The sequence below is a fragment of the Arthrobacter sp. UCD-GKA genome, from assembly GCF_001863355.1.
GTDB lineage: Bacteria > Actinomycetota > Actinomycetes > Actinomycetales > Micrococcaceae > Paeniglutamicibacter.
Window position 1 is genome coordinate 1 of record NZ_MOLR01000021.1, and the last position, 18344, is coordinate 18344.

An 18344-nucleotide genomic window follows, 5' to 3' on the forward strand; every position below is an offset into this window, starting at 1 on the left:
CGGGTCGGTGCCCGGCCAGGGCGGGAACAAACTGGGAAAAGCGGTCCTCACATAGCTTCCGGAAGCCCAAGGCGTTGAGGAAGCCGGCCAGCATTCCCAGCCCTGCGTGGGACACCAGTGCCTGGGCAGTCAGGGATGCCGGAATGACAGGGAAAACTGCGGTAGAATTGAGCACTGAAAAGGTGACCCTTTCAACTGGTGGATATGAGGCTTAGACACTTCCATTTTCCCAGTTCAGGTCACCTTTTCCTCGTTAAAGACGGTTAATGACTTCCTACCTCATGAAACCGCTGGGTTAGTGGTGTCATCGACGTCAGGATTGCTTTTCGTTTTGGACGACTTGGCCACAGTGTCTTCCTGTACTTCGTCTTCGTCGAGATCGTCCGGTGCTTCCTCCGGGTAACCGTTGGGGTTCCCGGATTGCCACCGCCACATGTCCTCGACCATTTGCTCGAGGCCACGTTCCGCCTTCCAGCCAATTTCCTCGCGGGCCAACGTCGGATCGGCGTAGCTGGCGGCAACGTCCCCTGGACGGCGGTCGACAATCTCGTACGGAATATTCCGCTCGGAGGTCCGGGCAAAGGCCTGGATGACCTCCAGCACGGAGGACCCGTTGCCGGTACCCAGGTTCCACGCGTGCAGGCCACCGTGATCCTGCAGGTATTCCAGCGCTGCCAGGTGGCCGGCGCCCAGGTCCACAACGTGGATGTAGTCGCGCACGCCGGTGCCGTCGGGGGTCGGGTAGTCTCCGCCGAACACGCTGACCTTCTCCCTGATCCCCACCGCAACCTGGGCAATGTATGGCATGAGGTTGTTCGGGATTCCCTGCGGGTCCTCACCGATCCGACCCGATTCGTGCGAGCCAACCGGGTTGAAGTAGCGCAGCTTGGCAATGGACCACCGTGGGTCGGAGGCAGCAAGGTCATCGAGCATGCACTCGATGTGAAGCTTGGTTCGTCCGTAGGGATTGGTTGCTGAAAGCGCGGTGGATTCGCTGATCGGCAGCTCGACTGTGTCGCCGTAGACGGTGGCCGAGGAGCTGAAGACCAGTGTCCGGACATCGTTGGCGTCCATGGCTTCGAGCAGGTTCAAGGTGCCGGTGACGTTGTTGCGGTAGTACACCAGCGGCTTCGACACCGATTCCCCGACCGCCTTGAGTCCGGCAAAATGGATGACCGCCTCGGGATTTGCCGCGTCAAAAACGTCCCGAAGACGGCGCTCGTCCAGCAGGTCGCCGATGTGCAGCTGCGCGTCGTGGCCGGTGAGTTCCGCAACACGACGCAATGCCTCGGGCGATGAGTTGCTCAGGTTGTCGTAGACATGGACCTCGTGCCCCTCTTCCAGAAGAAGCAACACTGTGTGGGATCCGATGTAGCCGGCGCCGCCGGTGACCAAAATGCGCATGGGTCTCATTCTATGGAACTTTGAACTGTGTTTACTCAACATAGACAGAAAGGGTGGGATTCGACTCGAATCCCACCCTTTCAAAGGTCTTGCAATTACGCGAGCTGTTCGAGCCAGCCATGGCGGTCTTCGATGGAACCGGTCTGGATGCCAAGCAATTCGGTGCGCAATGCCATCGTCACTGCGCCGGCGGGAGCATCGGGATCACCGATGTGCTCGTCACCGTTCTTCAGCACACCGATCGGCGTGATGACGGCTGCGGTGCCACAGGCGAAGACTTCCTCAATGTCGCCACTGGCAATTCCCTCGCGCCATTCTCCGAGGGTGATCGTGCGTTCTTCAACTTCAAGGCCGCGGTCCTTGGCCAGCTGGATGATGGAGGAGCGCGTGACGCCTTCCAGGATCGTTCCGGTCAGTCGTGGCGTGACAAGCTTTCCGCCCTTCATAACGAAGAAGACGTTCATGCCTCCCAGCTCTTCCACTGCCTCGTCATTGAATGGGTCCAGGAACAACACCTGCTTGCAACCGTTCTCTTCGGCTTCAAGCTGGGCAATCAGGGAAGCTGCGTAGTTGCCCCCGCACTTGGCAGCTCCCGTGCCGCCACGACCGGCACGGGCGTAGTTGTGGGATACCCAGATGCCCACCGGCTTCAATTCGCCGCCGAAGTAGTTTCCTGCAGGGGATGCGATGACACGGTAGGAAACCTGGCGAGCCGCACGAACACCCAGGAAGGCTTCGGTGGCGATCATGAACGGGCGGAGGTACAGTGCTTCACCGTCCCCCGAAGGGACCCACTGGATATCGGCCTTCACCAGACGTCGCAACGACTCGACGAAGACTTCTTCATCCAGCTTGGGAAGCGCCAACCGTTCGGCCGAACGGTTGAGTCGCGCGGCGTTTGCATGCGGACGGAACGTCCAGACGCTTCCATCTGCGTGACGGTACGCCTTCAGTCCTTCAAAGATCTCTTGGCCGTAGTGCAGGACCGATGCCGCAGGGTCCATGGCGATGGGACCGTAGGGTTCAATGCGTGCATTGCTCCACGTACCGTCCTTGCCTTCTTCGTTGGCCGCCCAGTCGATGACAGTGGTGTGATCGGTAAAGAAATCCCCGAAACCCGGGTTGGCCAGGATATCGGCACGTTCCTGATCGCTTTTACGGTGTGTTGAGAGAACTTCGGTGAATTCCATGATGCCGTCAGGCTTCCTCTTCGACAGGGTGTTGCGGTGGCAAGCCCWTAWGGGCTTGCCACCCTAAGAATTGGTTCCTAAGTGAACCTACGCTCCAGCTTAAGCCAGTGCAGCGAGGATTGCATCGCCAATCTCGGCCGTGGTGCGCGGGTCGGTCATTTCATCACGTGATGCAATGTCGCTTTCAACGGCTACTTCCACGCGCCGGGCGGCTTCCGACAGGCCAACATGGTCAAGCAAGAGAGCTGCCGAAAGGATCGCCGCCGTAGGGTCGGCCTTCTGCTGGCCAGCGATGTCCGGCGCCGAACCATGCACCGGTTCAAACATCGACGGTGTGTTGCGGTCCATATTGATGTTTCCCGAAGCGGCCAAGCCAATGCCACCGGTGATCGCGCCGGCCTGGTCGGTGAGGATGTCACCGAAGAGGTTGTCGGTGACAATGACATCGAAACGCGAGGGGTTGGTGGTCATGAAGATAGTTGCGGCATCCACATGCAGGTAATCGTGGGTGACGTTCGGGAATTCCTGCGCGACCGCTTCGACGGTGCGGCGCCACAAGTGACCGGCGTAGACCAGGACGTTGTGCTTGTGGACCAAAGTCACGTGCTTGCGCGTGCGCTCATTGGCGCGGCGGAATGCGTCGCGTACAACGCGCTCCACGCCGTGCGCGGTGTTGATGGACACCTCTGTGGCAATTTCATGGGGCGTTCCGGCACGGAGTACGCCACCATTGCCTACGTAGGGACCTTCGGTTCCTTCGCGAACAACGATGAAGTCGATTTCACCGGGTTCGGCCAAGGGGCTCGGAACGCCGGGGTACAGCTTGGACGGACGCAGGTTCACAAAGTGGTCCAGGCTGAAGCGCAGTTTGAGCAGCAGTTCACGCTCAATCAGGCCTGAAGGAATGCGGGTATCCCCCGGCGCCGCACCAACGGCACCAAAAAGGATCGCATCATGGGTGCGCAGCGCTGCCAGGGTTTCCTCGGGCAGGGTCTCCCCCGTTTCGAGCCAATGCTCGGCACCGAGTTTGTAGTCGGTCAGCACCAGATGCACATCGGTGCTCTCTGTGGCCTTCTTCAAGACCTTTACGGCTTCGGCAATAACTTCAGGACCAATGCCATCACCTGGAATGACGGCAATATTCAAGGATTCACTCATGACACATGAGTTTATCGACTTGTATCACTATGTGAGCAACCTGTCTCAAAATATGAACAGTTCCTGGCTAGGCAGAGTCAAATCTCATGCCGAGGCATGAGGCATCCCCTGAGTTCGCCCCGTAGGCTTGGGAACGAAGCTAACCCGTCCAGTTGCCAACGCAGGAACCGATGACGCCACACCGCACGATAGACAAGTGGATTCGCGAGAATCCAAACAAGGTCGACCTCATCTTTGGCCTCAGTATATGGCTCGTCTTCGGATTCCTTGCCGGCATCATGCTTGGCGTTTCAGGCAACGGCTGGACGATGTTCGTCTTGGGTTCGATGCAGACGCTTCCGCTCATCTGGCGGCGAAGGCGGCCCGCGCCGGCCGCCGGAATCATCGTCATCGCGCATCTGATCCAGGTCGTGGTCACAAGCGAACTGTTGCCTTCCCAGATTGCGGTGCCAATTACGGTCTATACATTGGCGGCTTTCGGCAAGCGTTGGGAATCCTTCGCCGGGCTGGCAGCGGGATTCGTTGGAGCTCTGTTGGCCAGTGTCCGGGTAGGCGTCTGGGCCGGGGGCAATTCGCTTGAAGGCATCATTCTGAACTTCATTGGCCTAGGACTCGTGGTTCTGGTTGCCTGGACGTTTGGGGATTTGGCCCGTACACGACGAATTACCTTGCAAACACTCGAGGACCGCACACGAAGGCTCGAGACCGAGCGGGAACAGGAACGTGCGTTGGCTGCCGCCGACGAACGCAACCACATAGCTCGGGAAATGCATGACATTGTTGCCCACTCCCTTTCGGTGATCATCACCCAATCCGATGGTGCACGTTACGCGAGTGAACACGACCCGGAGATTGCCAGGGAAACCCTTGCCACGATCGCTCAGACCGGACGAAGCTCCCTACAAGAGATGCGCAGACTGCTGGGTGTGCTGCGCGGCGGCGATGAAGCTTCAACGAGGCCGCTCCCAACACTCGCGGATGTTCCCGAGCTACTGGAAACCACACGCAAGAGCGGTCTCGAGATTAGGTACACGCAAGAAGGAACCTCCCGGCGTGCGCTGCCTGCAGGTGCAGAGCTCACTGTGTACAGGGCGCTGCAGGAGGCGCTGACCAATGTGTTGAAACATGCTGGACCTTCGACCACGGCAAGCGTTAGCGTCGTCTGGAACAGCAAAGGGTTGCATCTGTTTATTTCTGACAACGGCCGTGGAGCCGGAGCCCTCAGCACATCGGACGCCGGACAGGGACTGCTTGGCATGGCCGAACGGGTCGCCCTCTACGATGGCCGTGTGCAGGCCGAACCAAAGGCCGGCGGCGGGTTCCACGTTGACGTATTCATCCCCTACACCGAGGACTAGAAACCTTGCCCAAAGAAAACCCCATACGAGTTGCACTCGTCGATGACCAGCTATTGGTTCGAAGTGGCTTCCGAATGCTGATCAATTCCCAATTCGACCTGGAAGTCGTTGCCGAGGCCTCTAACGGTCGTGAGGCCATCGGTTCGCCAGCCCTAGCCGGCGCCGATGTCATTCTCATGGACGTGCGCATGCCAGAGATGAACGGTATAGAGACAACGGAGTACTTGCTTGCAAAACAGGCCAAGGGTGCCCCAGGCCCGAAGGTCATTGTGCTGACTACCTTTGACCTGGACGAGTACGCACTCTCCGCAATCCAGGCCGGAGCCAGCGGATTCCTGCTCAAGGACGCACCTCCGGAAGAACTCCTCGAGTCGATTCGCACGGTCTTCCGCGGAGATGCTGTCATTGCACCCTCAACGACACGCAGACTCCTAGACCATGTGGCTCCCATGCTGCGACGCTCGACGCTCCCGGACAGCGCGCACGTCAAGGCCGTGGAGTCATTGACCCCACGTGAACGCGAGGTCTTTGGGCTCATAGCCAACGGCAAATCCAATCCAGAGATTGCGGCCGAGCTGTTCTTGTCGGAGGCAACAGTCAAAACACATGTGGGGCATATCTTGGCTAAATTGAGTGCCCGGGACCGCGTACAGGCCGTTGTGATCGCTTATGAAACCGGGATTGTATCCCCGTAGTTCGGCAAATCAATTCGATGATCGATTTTGGTTAACACCATAAGTACGTGTGGAAAGAAGACTTAGTGGAACGAAGGAAGGCCCTGGCTCACAACTCGAAGTTGTGGACCAGGGCCTTCTGGTTCTGCTAGTTAAATGCTCGCCGCATTCACCAAGCTCGCCTCGGAAGGCAGGTTGGAATCAAAATCTTCCATCCGGGTGCCAACGCCCAACAACTCTGCAATGGCAGCGACAGTGCGGATCGCCGCTTTGCCATCACCGTACGGGTTAGAGGCCAAGGCCATCTGCTCGTAGGCCGCGGCATCGTTGAGAAGCAGCTCAACGGATTCAAAGATCTTCTCTTCATCCGTGCCGATCAGCTTCACGGTGCCTGCAACCACTGCCTCGGGACGCTCAGTGTTTTCACGCATCACGAGCACCGGCTTGGCCAAGCTCGGGGCTTCTTCCTGAACTCCGCCGGAGTCGGTCAACACGATGTTGGCCGCAGCGATGAGCCTGGTGAACTCACCATAGGCGAGCGGCTCGGTCAGGGTGATGTTTGCACGGCCCTCGATTTCGGGAAGCAGGGCTTCACGAACGGCGGGGTTGCGGTGCAGCGGGAGGATGAACTCGACGTCCGGCTCGATGGCCGAGAGGCGGGCCAAGGCACGTCCTATCCCGCGCATGGGTTCTCCCTGGTTCTCACGACGGTGCGTCGTGACCAGGACGATCTTGCGCCCGGAGGCAACAAGCGCCTCGAGCTTGGGGTCGCTGAATGCGATGTTCTTCTCAACCACGGCGAACAAGGCATCGATGACTGTGTTTCCGGTAACCGCGATGGTTTTCGGATCGATGGTCTCGTTGATCAGGTTCAGTTGGCTCAAGCTGGTGGGAGCCAAGTGAAGGCTGGCGATCTGCGAGGTCATCTTGCGGTTTGCTTCCTCCGGGAACGGAGAGAAGATGTCGTAGCTGCGTAGACCCGCCTCGGCATGGATCACCGGGATGCCACGATAGAACGCCGCGATGGCACCTGCAGTCGAGGTCGTGGTGTCGCCCTGGACGACAACAGCGTCAGGCTTTTCCTTCTCGAAGATCTCATCCAGACCGTTGATGGTCTTGGTGAGCAAAGAGTTGAGAGTCTGGCGGGGCTGGATGACATCAAGATCGTAATCCGGGGTGATGTCAAAAAGCTCGTTCACCTGATCGAGCATTTCACGGTGCTGACCGGTAACGGTCACCACGCAGTCAAAGAGCTCGGAATCCTTCAGAGCCTTGACAATCGGCGCCACTTTGATGGCTTCGGGCCGCGTGCCGTAAATCGGCATGATCTTCTTCACGATTGCCTATCCGTTGGGGCGAATGATGGTGTGGGTGCGAGTACGGGCAACAGCTTAGCGCCAAAGTCCACGGGTATCGATGATGTCCTTGCCTGCAAGTGCGGTGGCCGGAACCGTCTTGAACTGGTCATGGTCGACCAGCACAACAACGGTTGAGGCATTTTCAAGGCCTTCATCAGTGGAAACCAATCGGACGTTCTCGAGGCCAAGCAATGCCTTCGGCATGGTCTCGATGTGCGGTTCCACGAGCAGGAATTCGATGCCCGGGGCCTTTTCGGCCAGCGAGCGGGCGATGGCGATCGACGGGGATTCGCGCAGGTCATCGATGTTGGCCTTGAACGCGAGACCCAGGACTGCGACCTTGCCGTTGAAGCCGGGCGTCTCGGTGGACACGATGACCTTGTCGACGACCCAAGCCGGCTTGGCATCGTTGGTTTCGCGGGCCTGGCGAATGAGCTTGGATTCCTCGGGGGCCGCGGCAACAATGAACCAAGGATCGACGGCGATGCAGTGTCCGCCGACGCCGGGACCCGGCTGAAGGATGTTCACGCGCGGGTGGTGGTTGGCGAGCTCGATGAGCTCCCACACGTTGATACCGACCTTGTCGGAGATCACCGACAGTTCGTTGGCGAAGGCAATGTTGACGTCGCGGTAGGAGTTTTCAACCAGCTTGGCCATTTCGGCGGTGGTTGCATCGGTCACGAGGATTTCGGCCTCGCAGAAGACGCTGTAGAGGTCCTTGGCCATCTGGGCAGCCTCGGGGGTGATGCCGCCGACGATGCGATCGTTGGTGACCAGCTCCTCCATGACGCGGCCCGGCAGAACGCGCTCCGGGCAGTGTGCGATRTGCAGGGTCGAGGAGTCCAGATCCGGGCGGGCGGCCAGAAGGCGGTCAGCCATGTGCTGGGTGGCACCTGGAGGGGACGTCGATTCGAGGATGACCAGCTCGTTGCCGCGCAGCTGCGGGGCGATCTTGTCGGCTGCTGCCTCGATGTAGGACAGGTCGGCGCTGTGGTCTGCATTGAAGGGCGTAGGCACTGCCACGATGTAGGCGTCGGCGGACGGGGTGTCGAAGCTGGCACTCAACGTACCGTTGGCCACGGCAGCTGCGACAAAGTCACCGAGTGCCGGCTCAACGAACGGAACTTCTCCGCGGTTCACGGCGTCGACAGTGCGCGGGGTGACATCCACACCCTTGACGATGATGCCCTTGGAGGCGAGGATCGCCGCGGTCGGCAGACCGATATAGCCAAGTCCTACTACGGCAACTTCTTTAATACTCGTCACTATGACGTTTCCCCTTGGTTCGAATGGGTGCGCCGAGGCGTGGAAGATAACCCGCCAGAGGCACGAAAGTTCAGAAGGCTACGATTCGTAGCCTCGTTTAGAATACTGCATTCATCCATTCATTGCAGTTTGTCGGCAAGAAGTTTGTATGTCTCGGACAACTTTCGCGCGTTTGCCGCCCACGTCCGCTCGGCCAGCATTTGCCGTCGCCCGGCAGCCCCCATAGAAGCTCTTTTCGAAGAATCCCCTAGCAGCATCTCGAGCGCCTCCGCCAGCAGGTGCGGGTCGTCGGGAGCAACCAACACTCCCGTTTCTCCATCCACAACCAACTCCCGCAAAGCAGGCAAGTCCGCCGCGACCACGGGGACTTCACATACCAACGCCTCAACGGGTTTCAATGGAGTGACAGCCCGGGTGACCGATAGATTCCTTCGGGGAACCACAAAGATGTCCAAGGCGCAATGGTAGGTACGAGCTTCACCCCGCGGAACACGTCCGGGGAAAACGCAGTACTCGGAAATACCAAGTTTCCGGCTCAGTTCCTGAAGATTGTTAGCTTCGACACCACTGCCGACTATTAAGACGCGAAGGGCAGGGTTGGCAGGAATGAGCTGAGCTGCTGCTTCAAGCAGGRGGTCCAGCCCTTCGTAGGCAACGAGGCTGCTGACGGTTCCGATGTACTGGTGTGCCAACGACAACCCCAGCATGCCTCTGGCCTGGGAACGCGGAATCGGTTCTTCCAGGTAATCGTCGCCAATGGCGTTTGGAGCGATCGAAATCTTTTCGTCGGGAATGCCTTGCTCAATGAGCTCAGCTTTCATGGCTTCCCCCAAGGTCAGGACGTGGGTCGCATGCGCCGCCACGAATGCCTCGCGTTCCTTGAACAATTTGTAGCGCTGCGAGGTCTTTGCGCTTTCTGGCCGGGTTGACGCCCATGTGTCCGCCAGCTGGCCGCGAACCTCATAGACCCAGGGGATATTGAATGCCTCAGCAACTGTCATGACGGCCAACCCATTGGTGAAGTCGGTTGTGGTGTGAAGCACTCCGGGATTCAATCTTCGTACGGCTTCCGCCAGCGCACCGGCTTGTTGCTGAAGCTTGGCTCCCATATCGGATTGGTATTTCCGGGGCGTTACACGACGATAAGCAACCCCGTCAATGACATCCACCGCCCTGGCACGGAACTTCCCGACGGAAAGTGGATATCCGGCGCGCGTCAGCACCTCGAGGTGCCATCCTTGATCCCCGAGGGAAGTCATGATCGAATGCGAGCGCTGGGCATAGCCGCTGCCCGTATGCGGCAATGAGTTTGTCAGAAAATGGAGTGCCGTGGGTTGAATCGATCCGTCTGTGTGTTTGCGGATTGACTCCCCATGGTTGAGGATTGGCATTCGTCCTTGGAAGACATCCAATTCACTTCGGTAATGGCGAAGTTGCCTGTTGGTGTCGGACACGACGGTTTCCAACAGTTCTACGGCTTCTTGCATATTTCCCAGGTACCACGAGTGACGTGCTTGCGAACGGCTCAAAGCGATATTCGTGGTTTGCCGGTGCTCCAGCAGGTGAGCCGCGCTGTCTGAATCTTGTATGGCGACGGCCATATCGCCCAAGCGAGCCAGTTTTCGATCAGAGAGCTGCTTGGGGGGCAGGCTCCGGAGGTATTCCCCGAGGGATGTTGTGTTGCCGGACAGCATGAGGGTGAAGGCGTTGAGGACAACGGCGCGTTTGGGGAGAAGACCATTGACGGTGCTTCCTACCCTGGCCAAGGAGCGCGACTCCAGCCTCCTCGAGGCCTGAAGTATAAAGAACGTCGGGTCATCACGGATATTGTCTCTGACGATCTTGCCGATCGTCAGCACGTTTCTCAATAACCGTTTGGTGTCACCCTCAGGCTCAGGTGTGTGTGTCTCAGCCACGGTCTCGTTCACGTCCTTTTATGCCACTGATCAGCTCCACGTACTTCTGGCCAAGCTTCTCCAACGAGGCCTTCTCGAACACCCAGTCTCGACCTGTCGAGCCAACATCGACTCTTTGTCTGTCGAGGTATAGCTGCTGCCACAAGTCCGCTATGTGATTCGGATTGTGATCCACGATGTCGCCCGCCGACGCGTCGTTGATGATTCGCGCGGCTTCACCGGTGACAATTCCGGTGATATGTCGACTGAGCGACAGTAGTTCGTAGATCTTTGAAGGTACCGTGTGATTGAAACTAGCCCAGTCGTCACGCAGGCTCACCACACACGTGTCCGCCCATTGATAGTGCGAACGCAGATCTTCGCCCCGAGCCGGAGGCTGGAAATCTATTTTTGCATCGATGCTATCTGCATAGCGTTTCAACCGCTCGCTGGCGGTCCCTGCCCCGACGATACGAACTTGGATTTCATCGGACACCATCGTGGATGCCAAGATCACCGATTCCAGGCTTTGGCTCTCCCCCAGATTCCCCAGATAGAGCACATGAAGCTTCGCGTCGGTTCTTAGTGGCGGCGCGGGGAGCACTTCGAAGTTTCTGGTGCTAATCCCATTGTGAATCGTTCGTACGGCCGAAACGCCTTCTCGACTCAAGATCTTCGCAAAACCATCAGTCACGGTGACCACCACCGTTGCCCGGCGCTGAATGGATCGTACGCTCCAATGTGCCAGTCGCGTCAGCCACTTCCAGCGGAGAATTCGTGAATCTGAGATAAGGTCCGGCCATGCGTCCCGCATTTCCAGAAGCAGGGGTCTCCGGAAGATTGTCGCTACGATGAACCCGACAAACATGGTCGGCAACGCAGGAACGGTTGCTATCACCACGCTTGGTCGTGCTTGCAGCAAGGCTCGTGGGAGCATTAAGGCGCCATCCAGGGCATTCTTTATAAGCTTGCCCAAAATCGTCCGGGGTTTCCTCAGGGAGGCATAGCTACGAATGATCTCGCCGTGTGCCCCAACTTCTGCCCGACCGATCCGTCGATTCGGCTCTATGGTGCCGGTTCGCGATGCAACCCGTGGTGTTACGACTTGCACTTTCCATCCGGCTTCACGCATGACGTAGACGAAAGAGTCCCAACGTCGCTGCGGCGGCGAAACTTCCGGAGAATAGGAATGTGTCAGCAACAGTACGCGCACGACCCCCACTGACATGTACCGCCTATCTCCGGGAGCGCCAGCTCCACAATTGATTCATAAATCCTACGTCACGTTGCATCGACATCAATCACAGGCCGCACCGAGACCATATGGGCAATGTTCGGGCCGGAAGTGTATGTGCAATCAGAACATGATGTGTGGCTCGTTCAGTCCGAATGATGACACCACACCGGTCGCCAGCAAATCGGTCTCTTCAACGGACCATGTGTGTCCTCCTCCCTGTGCCCCGCGCATTTGGACGAAGTTGAAGCGGTCAGCTGAATATACCGTCCCTCCAGCTCCCAGGACGCCCCTGAGGAAGTTGGTGTCCTCTCCCCTTCCGAGCTCGAGGAACGGAACCTCGTGCATCATTTCGCGGGTAGTGAAGATCGTCGGGCCCATGACCAGATCCGTGAATCGGTGCTCTCGTTCCTCGAACCGCAGCAGTGTTGTATTGCGTCCTTCCAAGTACATGTAATGTGCTTGCTTACCCACAACGCTTGCCCCGCTGTAGCGGTGTGCTGCCGCCTGGTCCTGCAGATAGCTGGCGCCGTACAGATCGTCGTCGTCCATCTTTGTGACATAGAACCCCGAAGCGGCCTCCGCTGCCAGATTGAGACATGCACCAAGCGTGGTTGTCCGCGGCTCGTGCAGAAGGACAAGACTTTCAATTCCAAGATCACGTGCCCTCGCCCGAATGACACGTTCGTCCAATTCGAATCCGTGGGTCAAGAGCACCAGTTCGGTATTTACGTTGACTTGTTTGCCGACCGTGGCAAGGATGTGGTCGATCTGCTGTGGTCGGATGGTCGATACAAGTGCCGAAACCATGGGTTGTTGGGTCATTGACGAGGGGTGGGGCGTCTCGACGCGAAGTCCCGAAGCCCTGAGTACCTGCTCCGCACGATGAGCATACGTGTGTTCCTGCCAGATCTTGCGCTGGCCCAGGTGCACAGTACGATCGCGCAGTTCCTTGCTGCGTACCAGTGAGCGGATCATGCCCGCTGCTTCTTCGCGCGTACCGACTTCGAGGACTTCCGACTTGTCAAAGAACTCGGCAATGGCCCGACTCGGTGCCGTCACCACAGGAGTTCCGGATGCAGTGATTTCGAAGATTCTCCTGGCACACATACTCGGGGAATCAACCACGGAATTCACATTGAGGAATACCTTGTAAGCCTTGTACGCAGTGAGCATTTTTTCATACGGGAGGCTCCCGACCACGTGTTCGTTGAACGGAGCCGGAAATTGGTAGTTCGCGTCCCCTCCAAGCTGTCGCGAAAAGATCTCCAAGCCATATTCCATGCTCCCCGCTACATCCAGCGCACCCGAGAGCAACATTTCCATTTGCTCGCGGCGTTCGGGAAATTTATGGGAAAAATACATCCCGGCAAATGCCACGTCGCGGGCTTGGAATCCTCGCTGTGGCCGGATGGGGTTGTGGACCACCGGCTGGGCGGCAAAGCTCAAGGCCTCGACATTCTCGTGGCCCAGATCCGATCTGTACCGTTCAATCTGTGTCGAATCCGATGTCAGCACCGTGTCAAACAACCGGGCCGTCGCCAAAAAGTCCTCGTAGTGTGGTGGATCTTCTTTGTTCCAGAACACGGTCGGGATTTGTTGCGACTTGCACCACTGCACCAGTTCGATGATGGCCGGTCGGGGCGCCGAAGTTCCAGTCAAGTGATACGACCAGGCCTTGCCGTTTCCGGCCCAAGCGGACTCAACGAAAAGGAGAGAAACAGGTTTCGTGGTCAGTTCCTCCAGCCAAGTGTCTGGCTTGACAGCGATGCACTCCCACTCGTACCCCCACGCCTGCGCCGAGAAGTCATCCAAGATTGTCGCCACGCGAAGCTTCTCCGGAGGGGCACACTTCCGATATACTTGAAATGCTGGAAAGTCCAACATCATCTGGCCATTCAACGTTGAGCGGACCCTGCGTCCCATGATGTTGTTCGTACCATTGTGGGCCACAACGGATTGCCGACGTCTCCAACGGAGCAGCTGATTCAGCCCACCTTGCCTGAAGTGCCAGAATGCTACCCGCAAATTCTTGATGATTGATTCCTAATACTGTCTGAGATGGACACTGGCTCGAGTGGTCGAACAAGACGGACATCATAAGTGTAATAGATCCGCCTCTCGCCATACCGGCCGGCGGCCGTCACCGTCTGCGTATCGTGGGACCTGGATCCACAAGCGCGCAGGCGTCCGTCGCACGGCTTCTAGCCACCTTCCGTAATGCCTCGTCCGGAGTTGCGCGGATCCGACTCCTTCAATCGCTTTGAGGACTCCACCCTCTGAGAAGTCAAGGGGAGGTGTTCCAGGACTGGACGCCGTCAGGTGAACCAATCCGATGCGCCTAGTCAGAGCGCCTCCACGATCCGTTGATAGCGACAGTTCGTTCGGTCAGCGTTTGTCCAAGTCGATGTTGTTGGGGACTTCAAGGACGATCGCGCACCCTTTAGAAAGTCTAAACGTAGGGGAATGCAGATCGAATGCCATTCTTGCTCTGTGCTGGTTTCGATGGTCGTACAAGTCATCCGCGATGCGTCGGAAGTTTCCCCAGGACGTCCCCAGAGTTAACCCAAGCATTCATTCTGTGCCACTTTTCATGAAGATACTTGATAACGTGCGTGAATCGGCAGCATGCAATTACCGAATTAGATGGACCGCGCAGCCATCTGGCAGAATTGTTGAGGTCCCACGTACCCTTGGATCAGTCGGGCCCTGTAATTGCGAGACACGCAACCGCAGCAAATCGATATATTTGCCCACTCAGACACTTGTTGCAACACTTCTTAAGTAAGTAAGGATCTATCGCGTGCCTACCAAGCCAACTAGTAATGAACGTCTCAAGTTGAAGTTGAGTCGCATGGTCAATCAAGTCTCACAGGCAGCAAGAAAAACGGACGTTTTTGAAAAAGCCAATAAGACCGAAGTGAATTCCTTGATTTCCGCGGCCAGGATTTCGACAAAAGAGGGACGCCTTACCGAAGCGGTAATTAATTACCGTAAAGCTATTGAGTTAAGCCCCGGATCTGTGAATGCGCTGTTTTCCTTCGCGCAATTCCTGATTTCGCAGAACCGGTCTGATGCTGCATTCGAGATTTTGGGGCTAGCGCTTGAATTAGATCCCGCGAACCCCGAAGTACTGGAGATGTACGTAGAAGTCGTTTACAAGCGTGATCTCGACCGCAGTTACCTTACCATTGCGCTTTCCAACTTGTCCGTGGGCCTGAAAAAGAGCAGCAAACATCATCGATCAGCTCTAGACTTTGCAATTCCACACTCCGTCAAAGATGCCATCGAAGTACTTCGAATCAGTCCCGACCCGGTTACTCGTGCGGCAATCGAGCAGAATGAGTACTTCTCACTAAATCCTTCTGAAACACTCGCATCTCACCTGCCTATTTCCGAGAAACTAGAGCCAGCAGAACTGCAGTTGGTTTCATGCCTAGTCAACCTCGCACGGGGTCGCTCGGGCAACGCGATAAAGGCGCTGTCTCACTTGGAAGCCGATCAGGTCCCGGTAGCATCACTTCGACGGGCAATCCGTCGATCCAGAAACGCAAACAAGCCAAAAATCGCCCAGAAATATTTGAAAGCTTACCTAAAGGTTAAGCCAACAGATTCATGGGCAAAGAGTCAACTAATTGTCACCAAAGAGGAACGCTTCTCGAACTATGCGCTGGGCAAGCGCGGTTTTCCGTTTCCAAAAAATGATCAGCGTCCCGCGTACGAGATCGCTGATAAAAAAGTTTTCTATCTGCTGCACAACAGTTTGCCATTTAACTCTGCAGGCTATGCGACTCGAACCCACGGTCTGCTTAAGTCTCTAAACGAAGGTGACTGGACCGTTGATGGTGTAACACGTTTGGGTTATCCATTCGACATGCCTGGTAATTCAGAACTAGATTCCGTACCGACTTTCGATATTGTCGATGGAGTAAAGTATCGAAGATTACTTGCTGGGACGGAGATTGAAAGGAAGAATCCTATTCATTCTTACGTTCAACGCTACTCTAGATCTCTCGAGAAGCTTGCCCTTTCCGAACAGCCTAGAATAATTCATGCAGCTTCCAACCACTGGAACGGACTGACTGCCGTAACCGCCGCAAGGCGCCTCGGCATTCCTTCCGTATACGAGGTCCGCGGTTTATGGGAAGTAACCCGAGGTTCCAGAAACCCAGAATGGGCCGGTAGCAACATGTACAAATTCATAGCGCGGATGGAAGCTGATGCGGCTAAGGGGGCTACCCGGGTATTTACTATAACCAACGCACTGCGGGATGAAATGATCAACCGGGGAGTTGAGGCGGACAAAATCAAGATTATTCCCAACGGAGTGGACACTTCGCGATTCACTCCGATCGCCAAAGACATGGAACTCGCAGCAGAGCTTGGAATAATTGGTAAGACCGTGATCGGATATGTAGGTTCGATTCTTGATTACGAAGGCATCGAACTGCTTCTTGAATCAGCGGCGGCTCTCAAACTTCGCCGAACCGACTTTCACGTTCTGATTGTTGGCGATGGTGCCGAACTTGAGCGCTTCAAGAGCTTCACCTCGCAGAACTCGCTAGCAGATGTGATTACTTTCACGGGCAGGGTGCCTCATGAAGATGTTGAGCGCTATTACTCCTTGATCGACATCGCGCCGTTCCCGCGGCTTCCCCTTCCAGTCTGCGAAATGGTCTCCCCCCTAAAGCCCTTTGAAGCCATGGCCATGGGCAAAGCAGTGATCGCCTCCGACGTAGCTGCTCTGAAAGAAATTGTTACGCCGGGAATCAATGGCCTCTTGCATGTAAAAGGAAGCGCGCTAAGTTTGACCGAATCCATCGAGCAGCTACTCGAGAATCACGAATTAATGCTTCGTTTGGGATCTCAGGCTCGCAAGTGGGTTGTGGAAAATCGCGACTGGTCGCAGCTAGGAACGATAATTTCCGATACTTATGAAGAGCTAGCGGATGCAGCTCCAAAACCCTTGAAGTAGTCTAAAACTACGTCGCCAGGTGCCCGCGTAGCTGGGAACCTGGCGACTATGGGGCCGATACATAAGTTCATGCACCCGCGGTGGATATTGCCCTGTGCCTCTCGCCAATATGAACGCCAGGACGCCGAGATTGGAGTCTGCTGCCGCTGTCCACGGAGAAATTTCGTCCGACCGTAGCGACAGCCRTATAGACGAGGCTTTTGATAGCAGGTGTGGGGCGTTCCGGTAGCGGTTGCGGGTGGTTGCAATAGCGCTTTCGGCCACGTCCGGTGAGCTGGGCTTTCACCCACGACACTAGCCCAGCGGTTTCATGAGGTAGGAAGTCATTAACCGTCTTTAACGAGGAAAAGGTGACCTGAACTGGGAAAATGGAAGTGTCTAAGCCTCATATCCACCAGTTGAAAGGGTCACCTTTTCAGTGCTCAATTCTACCGCAGTTTTCCCTGTCATTCCGGCATCCCTGACTGCCCAGGCACTGGTGTCCCACGCAGGGCTGGGAATGCTGGCCGGCTTCCTCAACGCCTTGGGCTTCCGGAAGCTATGTGAGGACCGCTTTTCCCAGTTTGTTCCCGCCCTGGCCGGGCACCGACCCGGAAAGGTGTGGGAGGCTGCCGGCAAGCGGAGTCCGGCACGCCGGGCCACCGCGGAAGATCCCCTCATCATCGACATCGATGCGTCCCTGGTTCACGTCCACTCGGAGAAGGAAAATGCTGCAGCAACCTACAAGGGTGGGTATGGCTTTTCCCCGTTGATTGCCATGGCCGATTACGGCGCCGGGAACGGAACCGGTGAGGTCCTCGCGATCTTGATGCGCCCGGGAAACAAGGGTGCCAACAGCGCGAAAGACCATATCGAAGTCCTGTCCCAAGCCTTGGCCCAACTACCGGATGAGTTCCATGACGAGCACGGTGAACTGATCGGTGAAAGGATCCTGATCCGCACCGACAGCGCCGGGGCCTCCCGCGAGTTCCTGCACCACCTGCACTCCTTGGGCCTCCAGTTCTCCACGTCCTTTGCGTTGCCGGTGGCCAACGAGCGGCTGATCGGGTGGATCAATGAGAAAAAGTATTGGGAGCCGGCGACCGACCAGCAGGGCGAGCAGCGTCATAACGCGTGGGTGATCGATGCCAGCAAGGTGATTGCGCTAAAGAATTACCCTCCCGGCACCCGCCTCCACCTGCGGGCCGAACCCTTGCATCCTGGAGCCAACGCCAGCTTGTTCGACACCGACGGGAACCGGGTCACCGCATTCCTCACCAATGCACCCCGGTACAACGTTGCTTTTCTTGACGCCCGGCACCGTGCCCGTGGCCGGTGCGAGAACAGGATCAAGACCCTCAAGAACACCGGACTCGGTAAGCTGCCTTATCACTCCTACGCTGCCAATACAGCGTGGGCGAACCTTGCCATGTTTGCCATGAACCTGGTCAGCTGGCTTCAGCTCGCGGTGCTCCCCACGGGGCATGCGGCCGGGCGCTGGGACATGAAACGCTGGCGCTACCGATTGTTTTCCATGGCGGGGAAAATCGTCCACGGCGGCCGACAAACCAAACTCTTGCTATCCCGCAAGGCACCCGAGGCCAAGCTCCTCCTGGAGCTCTACGAACGCTTCAAGCACCTGCAGCAACGCTTCAAGGACAGCATCCTGATCACCTGAACCGGTGAACCAACCCATCCAAACGACCAGGAAGAAGCCCAGCTCGGRCACGTGGAACCCGACGCCCCATACCGGCGACACGGCAACCATCGGCGTGCCCCTAAACAGCAAAACCGCCAACCACGAACCAAAATACGAAATCAGCGGCTTGCCATCACCTTATGAAATGGCTGGG

At 57.0% G+C, this 18344-nt stretch carries 12 protein-coding genes and 1 pseudogene; 4 read left to right on the top strand and 9 right to left on the bottom strand.

The window, feature by feature from the left end:
- From BLJ79_RS23180 to BLJ79_RS21990, 4 genes and pseudogenes are all read right to left on the bottom strand, one after another.
- Window positions 1–175, bottom strand: a pseudogene (locus BLJ79_RS23180) (IS1380 family transposase); the annotation flags it as partial.
- A 104-nt stretch (window positions 176–279) separates the two neighbouring features.
- Complete coding sequence (gene galE / locus BLJ79_RS21980; RefSeq protein WP_083411555.1) at window positions 280–1404, bottom strand: UDP-glucose 4-epimerase GalE; 1125 nt, start codon at window positions 1402–1404, stop codon at window positions 280–282.
- Window positions 1405–1499: 95 nt separating this feature from the next.
- A complete protein-coding gene (locus tag BLJ79_RS21985; protein ID WP_071216956.1) occupies window positions 1500–2594 on the bottom strand; it encodes a branched-chain amino acid aminotransferase in 1095 nt (364 codons plus the stop codon).
- A gap of 99 nt (window positions 2595–2693) precedes the next feature.
- On the bottom strand, window positions 2694–3752 hold the full coding sequence (locus BLJ79_RS21990) for a 3-isopropylmalate dehydrogenase (RefSeq protein WP_071216957.1): 1059 nt from the start codon (window positions 3750–3752) through the stop codon (window positions 2694–2696).
- Between the two features lie 170 nt (window positions 3753–3922).
- Between BLJ79_RS21990 and BLJ79_RS21995 the strand changes: the two genes are divergently transcribed.
- Both BLJ79_RS21995 and BLJ79_RS22000 read left to right on the top strand, forming a co-directional pair.
- Entirely contained in the window at window positions 3923–5110 is a 1188-nt protein-coding gene (locus BLJ79_RS21995) for a sensor histidine kinase (protein ID WP_071216958.1), read from the top strand.
- Between the two features lie 5 nt (window positions 5111–5115).
- A complete protein-coding gene (locus tag BLJ79_RS22000) occupies window positions 5116–5805 on the top strand; it encodes a response regulator (RefSeq protein ID WP_083411556.1) in 690 nt (229 codons plus the stop codon).
- Window positions 5806–5936: 131 nt separating this feature from the next.
- Here BLJ79_RS22000 and wecB read toward each other — a convergent pair whose 3' ends face one another.
- The 5 genes from wecB to BLJ79_RS22025 form a co-directional block, all read right to left on the bottom strand.
- Window positions 5937–7121 (bottom strand): non-hydrolyzing UDP-N-acetylglucosamine 2-epimerase, encoded by a 1185-nt coding sequence (gene wecB / locus BLJ79_RS22005; RefSeq protein WP_071216960.1) that lies wholly within the window; start codon window positions 7119–7121, stop codon window positions 5937–5939.
- Window positions 7122–7175: 54 nt separating this feature from the next.
- On the bottom strand, window positions 7176–8408 hold the full coding sequence (gene wecC / locus BLJ79_RS22010; RefSeq protein ID WP_071216961.1) for a UDP-N-acetyl-D-mannosamine dehydrogenase: 1233 nt from the start codon (window positions 8406–8408) through the stop codon (window positions 7176–7178).
- Between the two features lie 119 nt (window positions 8409–8527).
- The gene (locus BLJ79_RS22015; protein ID WP_217641958.1) at window positions 8528–10336 is read right to left on the bottom strand and encodes a glycosyltransferase family 4 protein; all 1809 of its coding nucleotides are present in this window, start codon (window positions 10334–10336) and stop codon (window positions 8528–8530) included.
- The gene (locus BLJ79_RS22020; RefSeq protein WP_175475572.1) at window positions 10317–11516 is read right to left on the bottom strand and encodes a glycosyltransferase family 4 protein; all 1200 of its coding nucleotides are present in this window, start codon (window positions 11514–11516) and stop codon (window positions 10317–10319) included. Before BLJ79_RS22020 ends, BLJ79_RS22015 begins: the two co-directional genes overlap by 20 nt.
- Window positions 11517–11660: 144 nt before the next feature.
- Window positions 11661–13364 (bottom strand): glycosyltransferase family protein, encoded by a 1704-nt coding sequence (locus tag BLJ79_RS22025; protein WP_353615497.1) that lies wholly within the window; start codon window positions 13362–13364, stop codon window positions 11661–11663.
- A 976-nt stretch (window positions 13365–14340) separates the two neighbouring features.
- Here BLJ79_RS22025 and BLJ79_RS22685 point away from each other — a divergent pair.
- On the top strand, window positions 14341–16512 hold the full coding sequence (locus BLJ79_RS22685) for a glycosyltransferase (RefSeq protein WP_139195022.1): 2172 nt from the start codon (window positions 14341–14343) through the stop codon (window positions 16510–16512).
- A 418-nt stretch (window positions 16513–16930) separates the two neighbouring features.
- On the top strand, window positions 16931–18169 hold the full coding sequence (locus tag BLJ79_RS22035) for an IS1380 family transposase (RefSeq protein WP_071216966.1): 1239 nt from the start codon (window positions 16931–16933) through the stop codon (window positions 18167–18169).
- Window positions 18170–18344: the final 175 nt, after the last annotated feature.

What these genes read in the sequence shown, in the direction of transcription:
- BLJ79_RS21985 (WP_071216956.1), bottom strand. Translation starts at nt 2,594, where the DNA reads ATGGAATTCACCGAAGTTCTCTCAACACACCGTAAAAGCGATCAGGAA.
- galE (WP_083411555.1), bottom strand. Translation starts at nt 1,404, where the DNA reads ATGCGCATTTTGGTCACCGGCGGCGCCGGCTACATCGGATCCCACACA.
- BLJ79_RS21995 (WP_071216958.1), top strand. Translation starts at nt 3,923, where the DNA reads ATGACGCCACACCGCACGATAGACAAGTGGATTCGCGAGAATCCAAAC.
- BLJ79_RS21990 (WP_071216957.1), bottom strand. Translation starts at nt 3,752, where the DNA reads ATGAGTGAATCCTTGAATATTGCCGTCATTCCAGGTGATGGCATTGGT.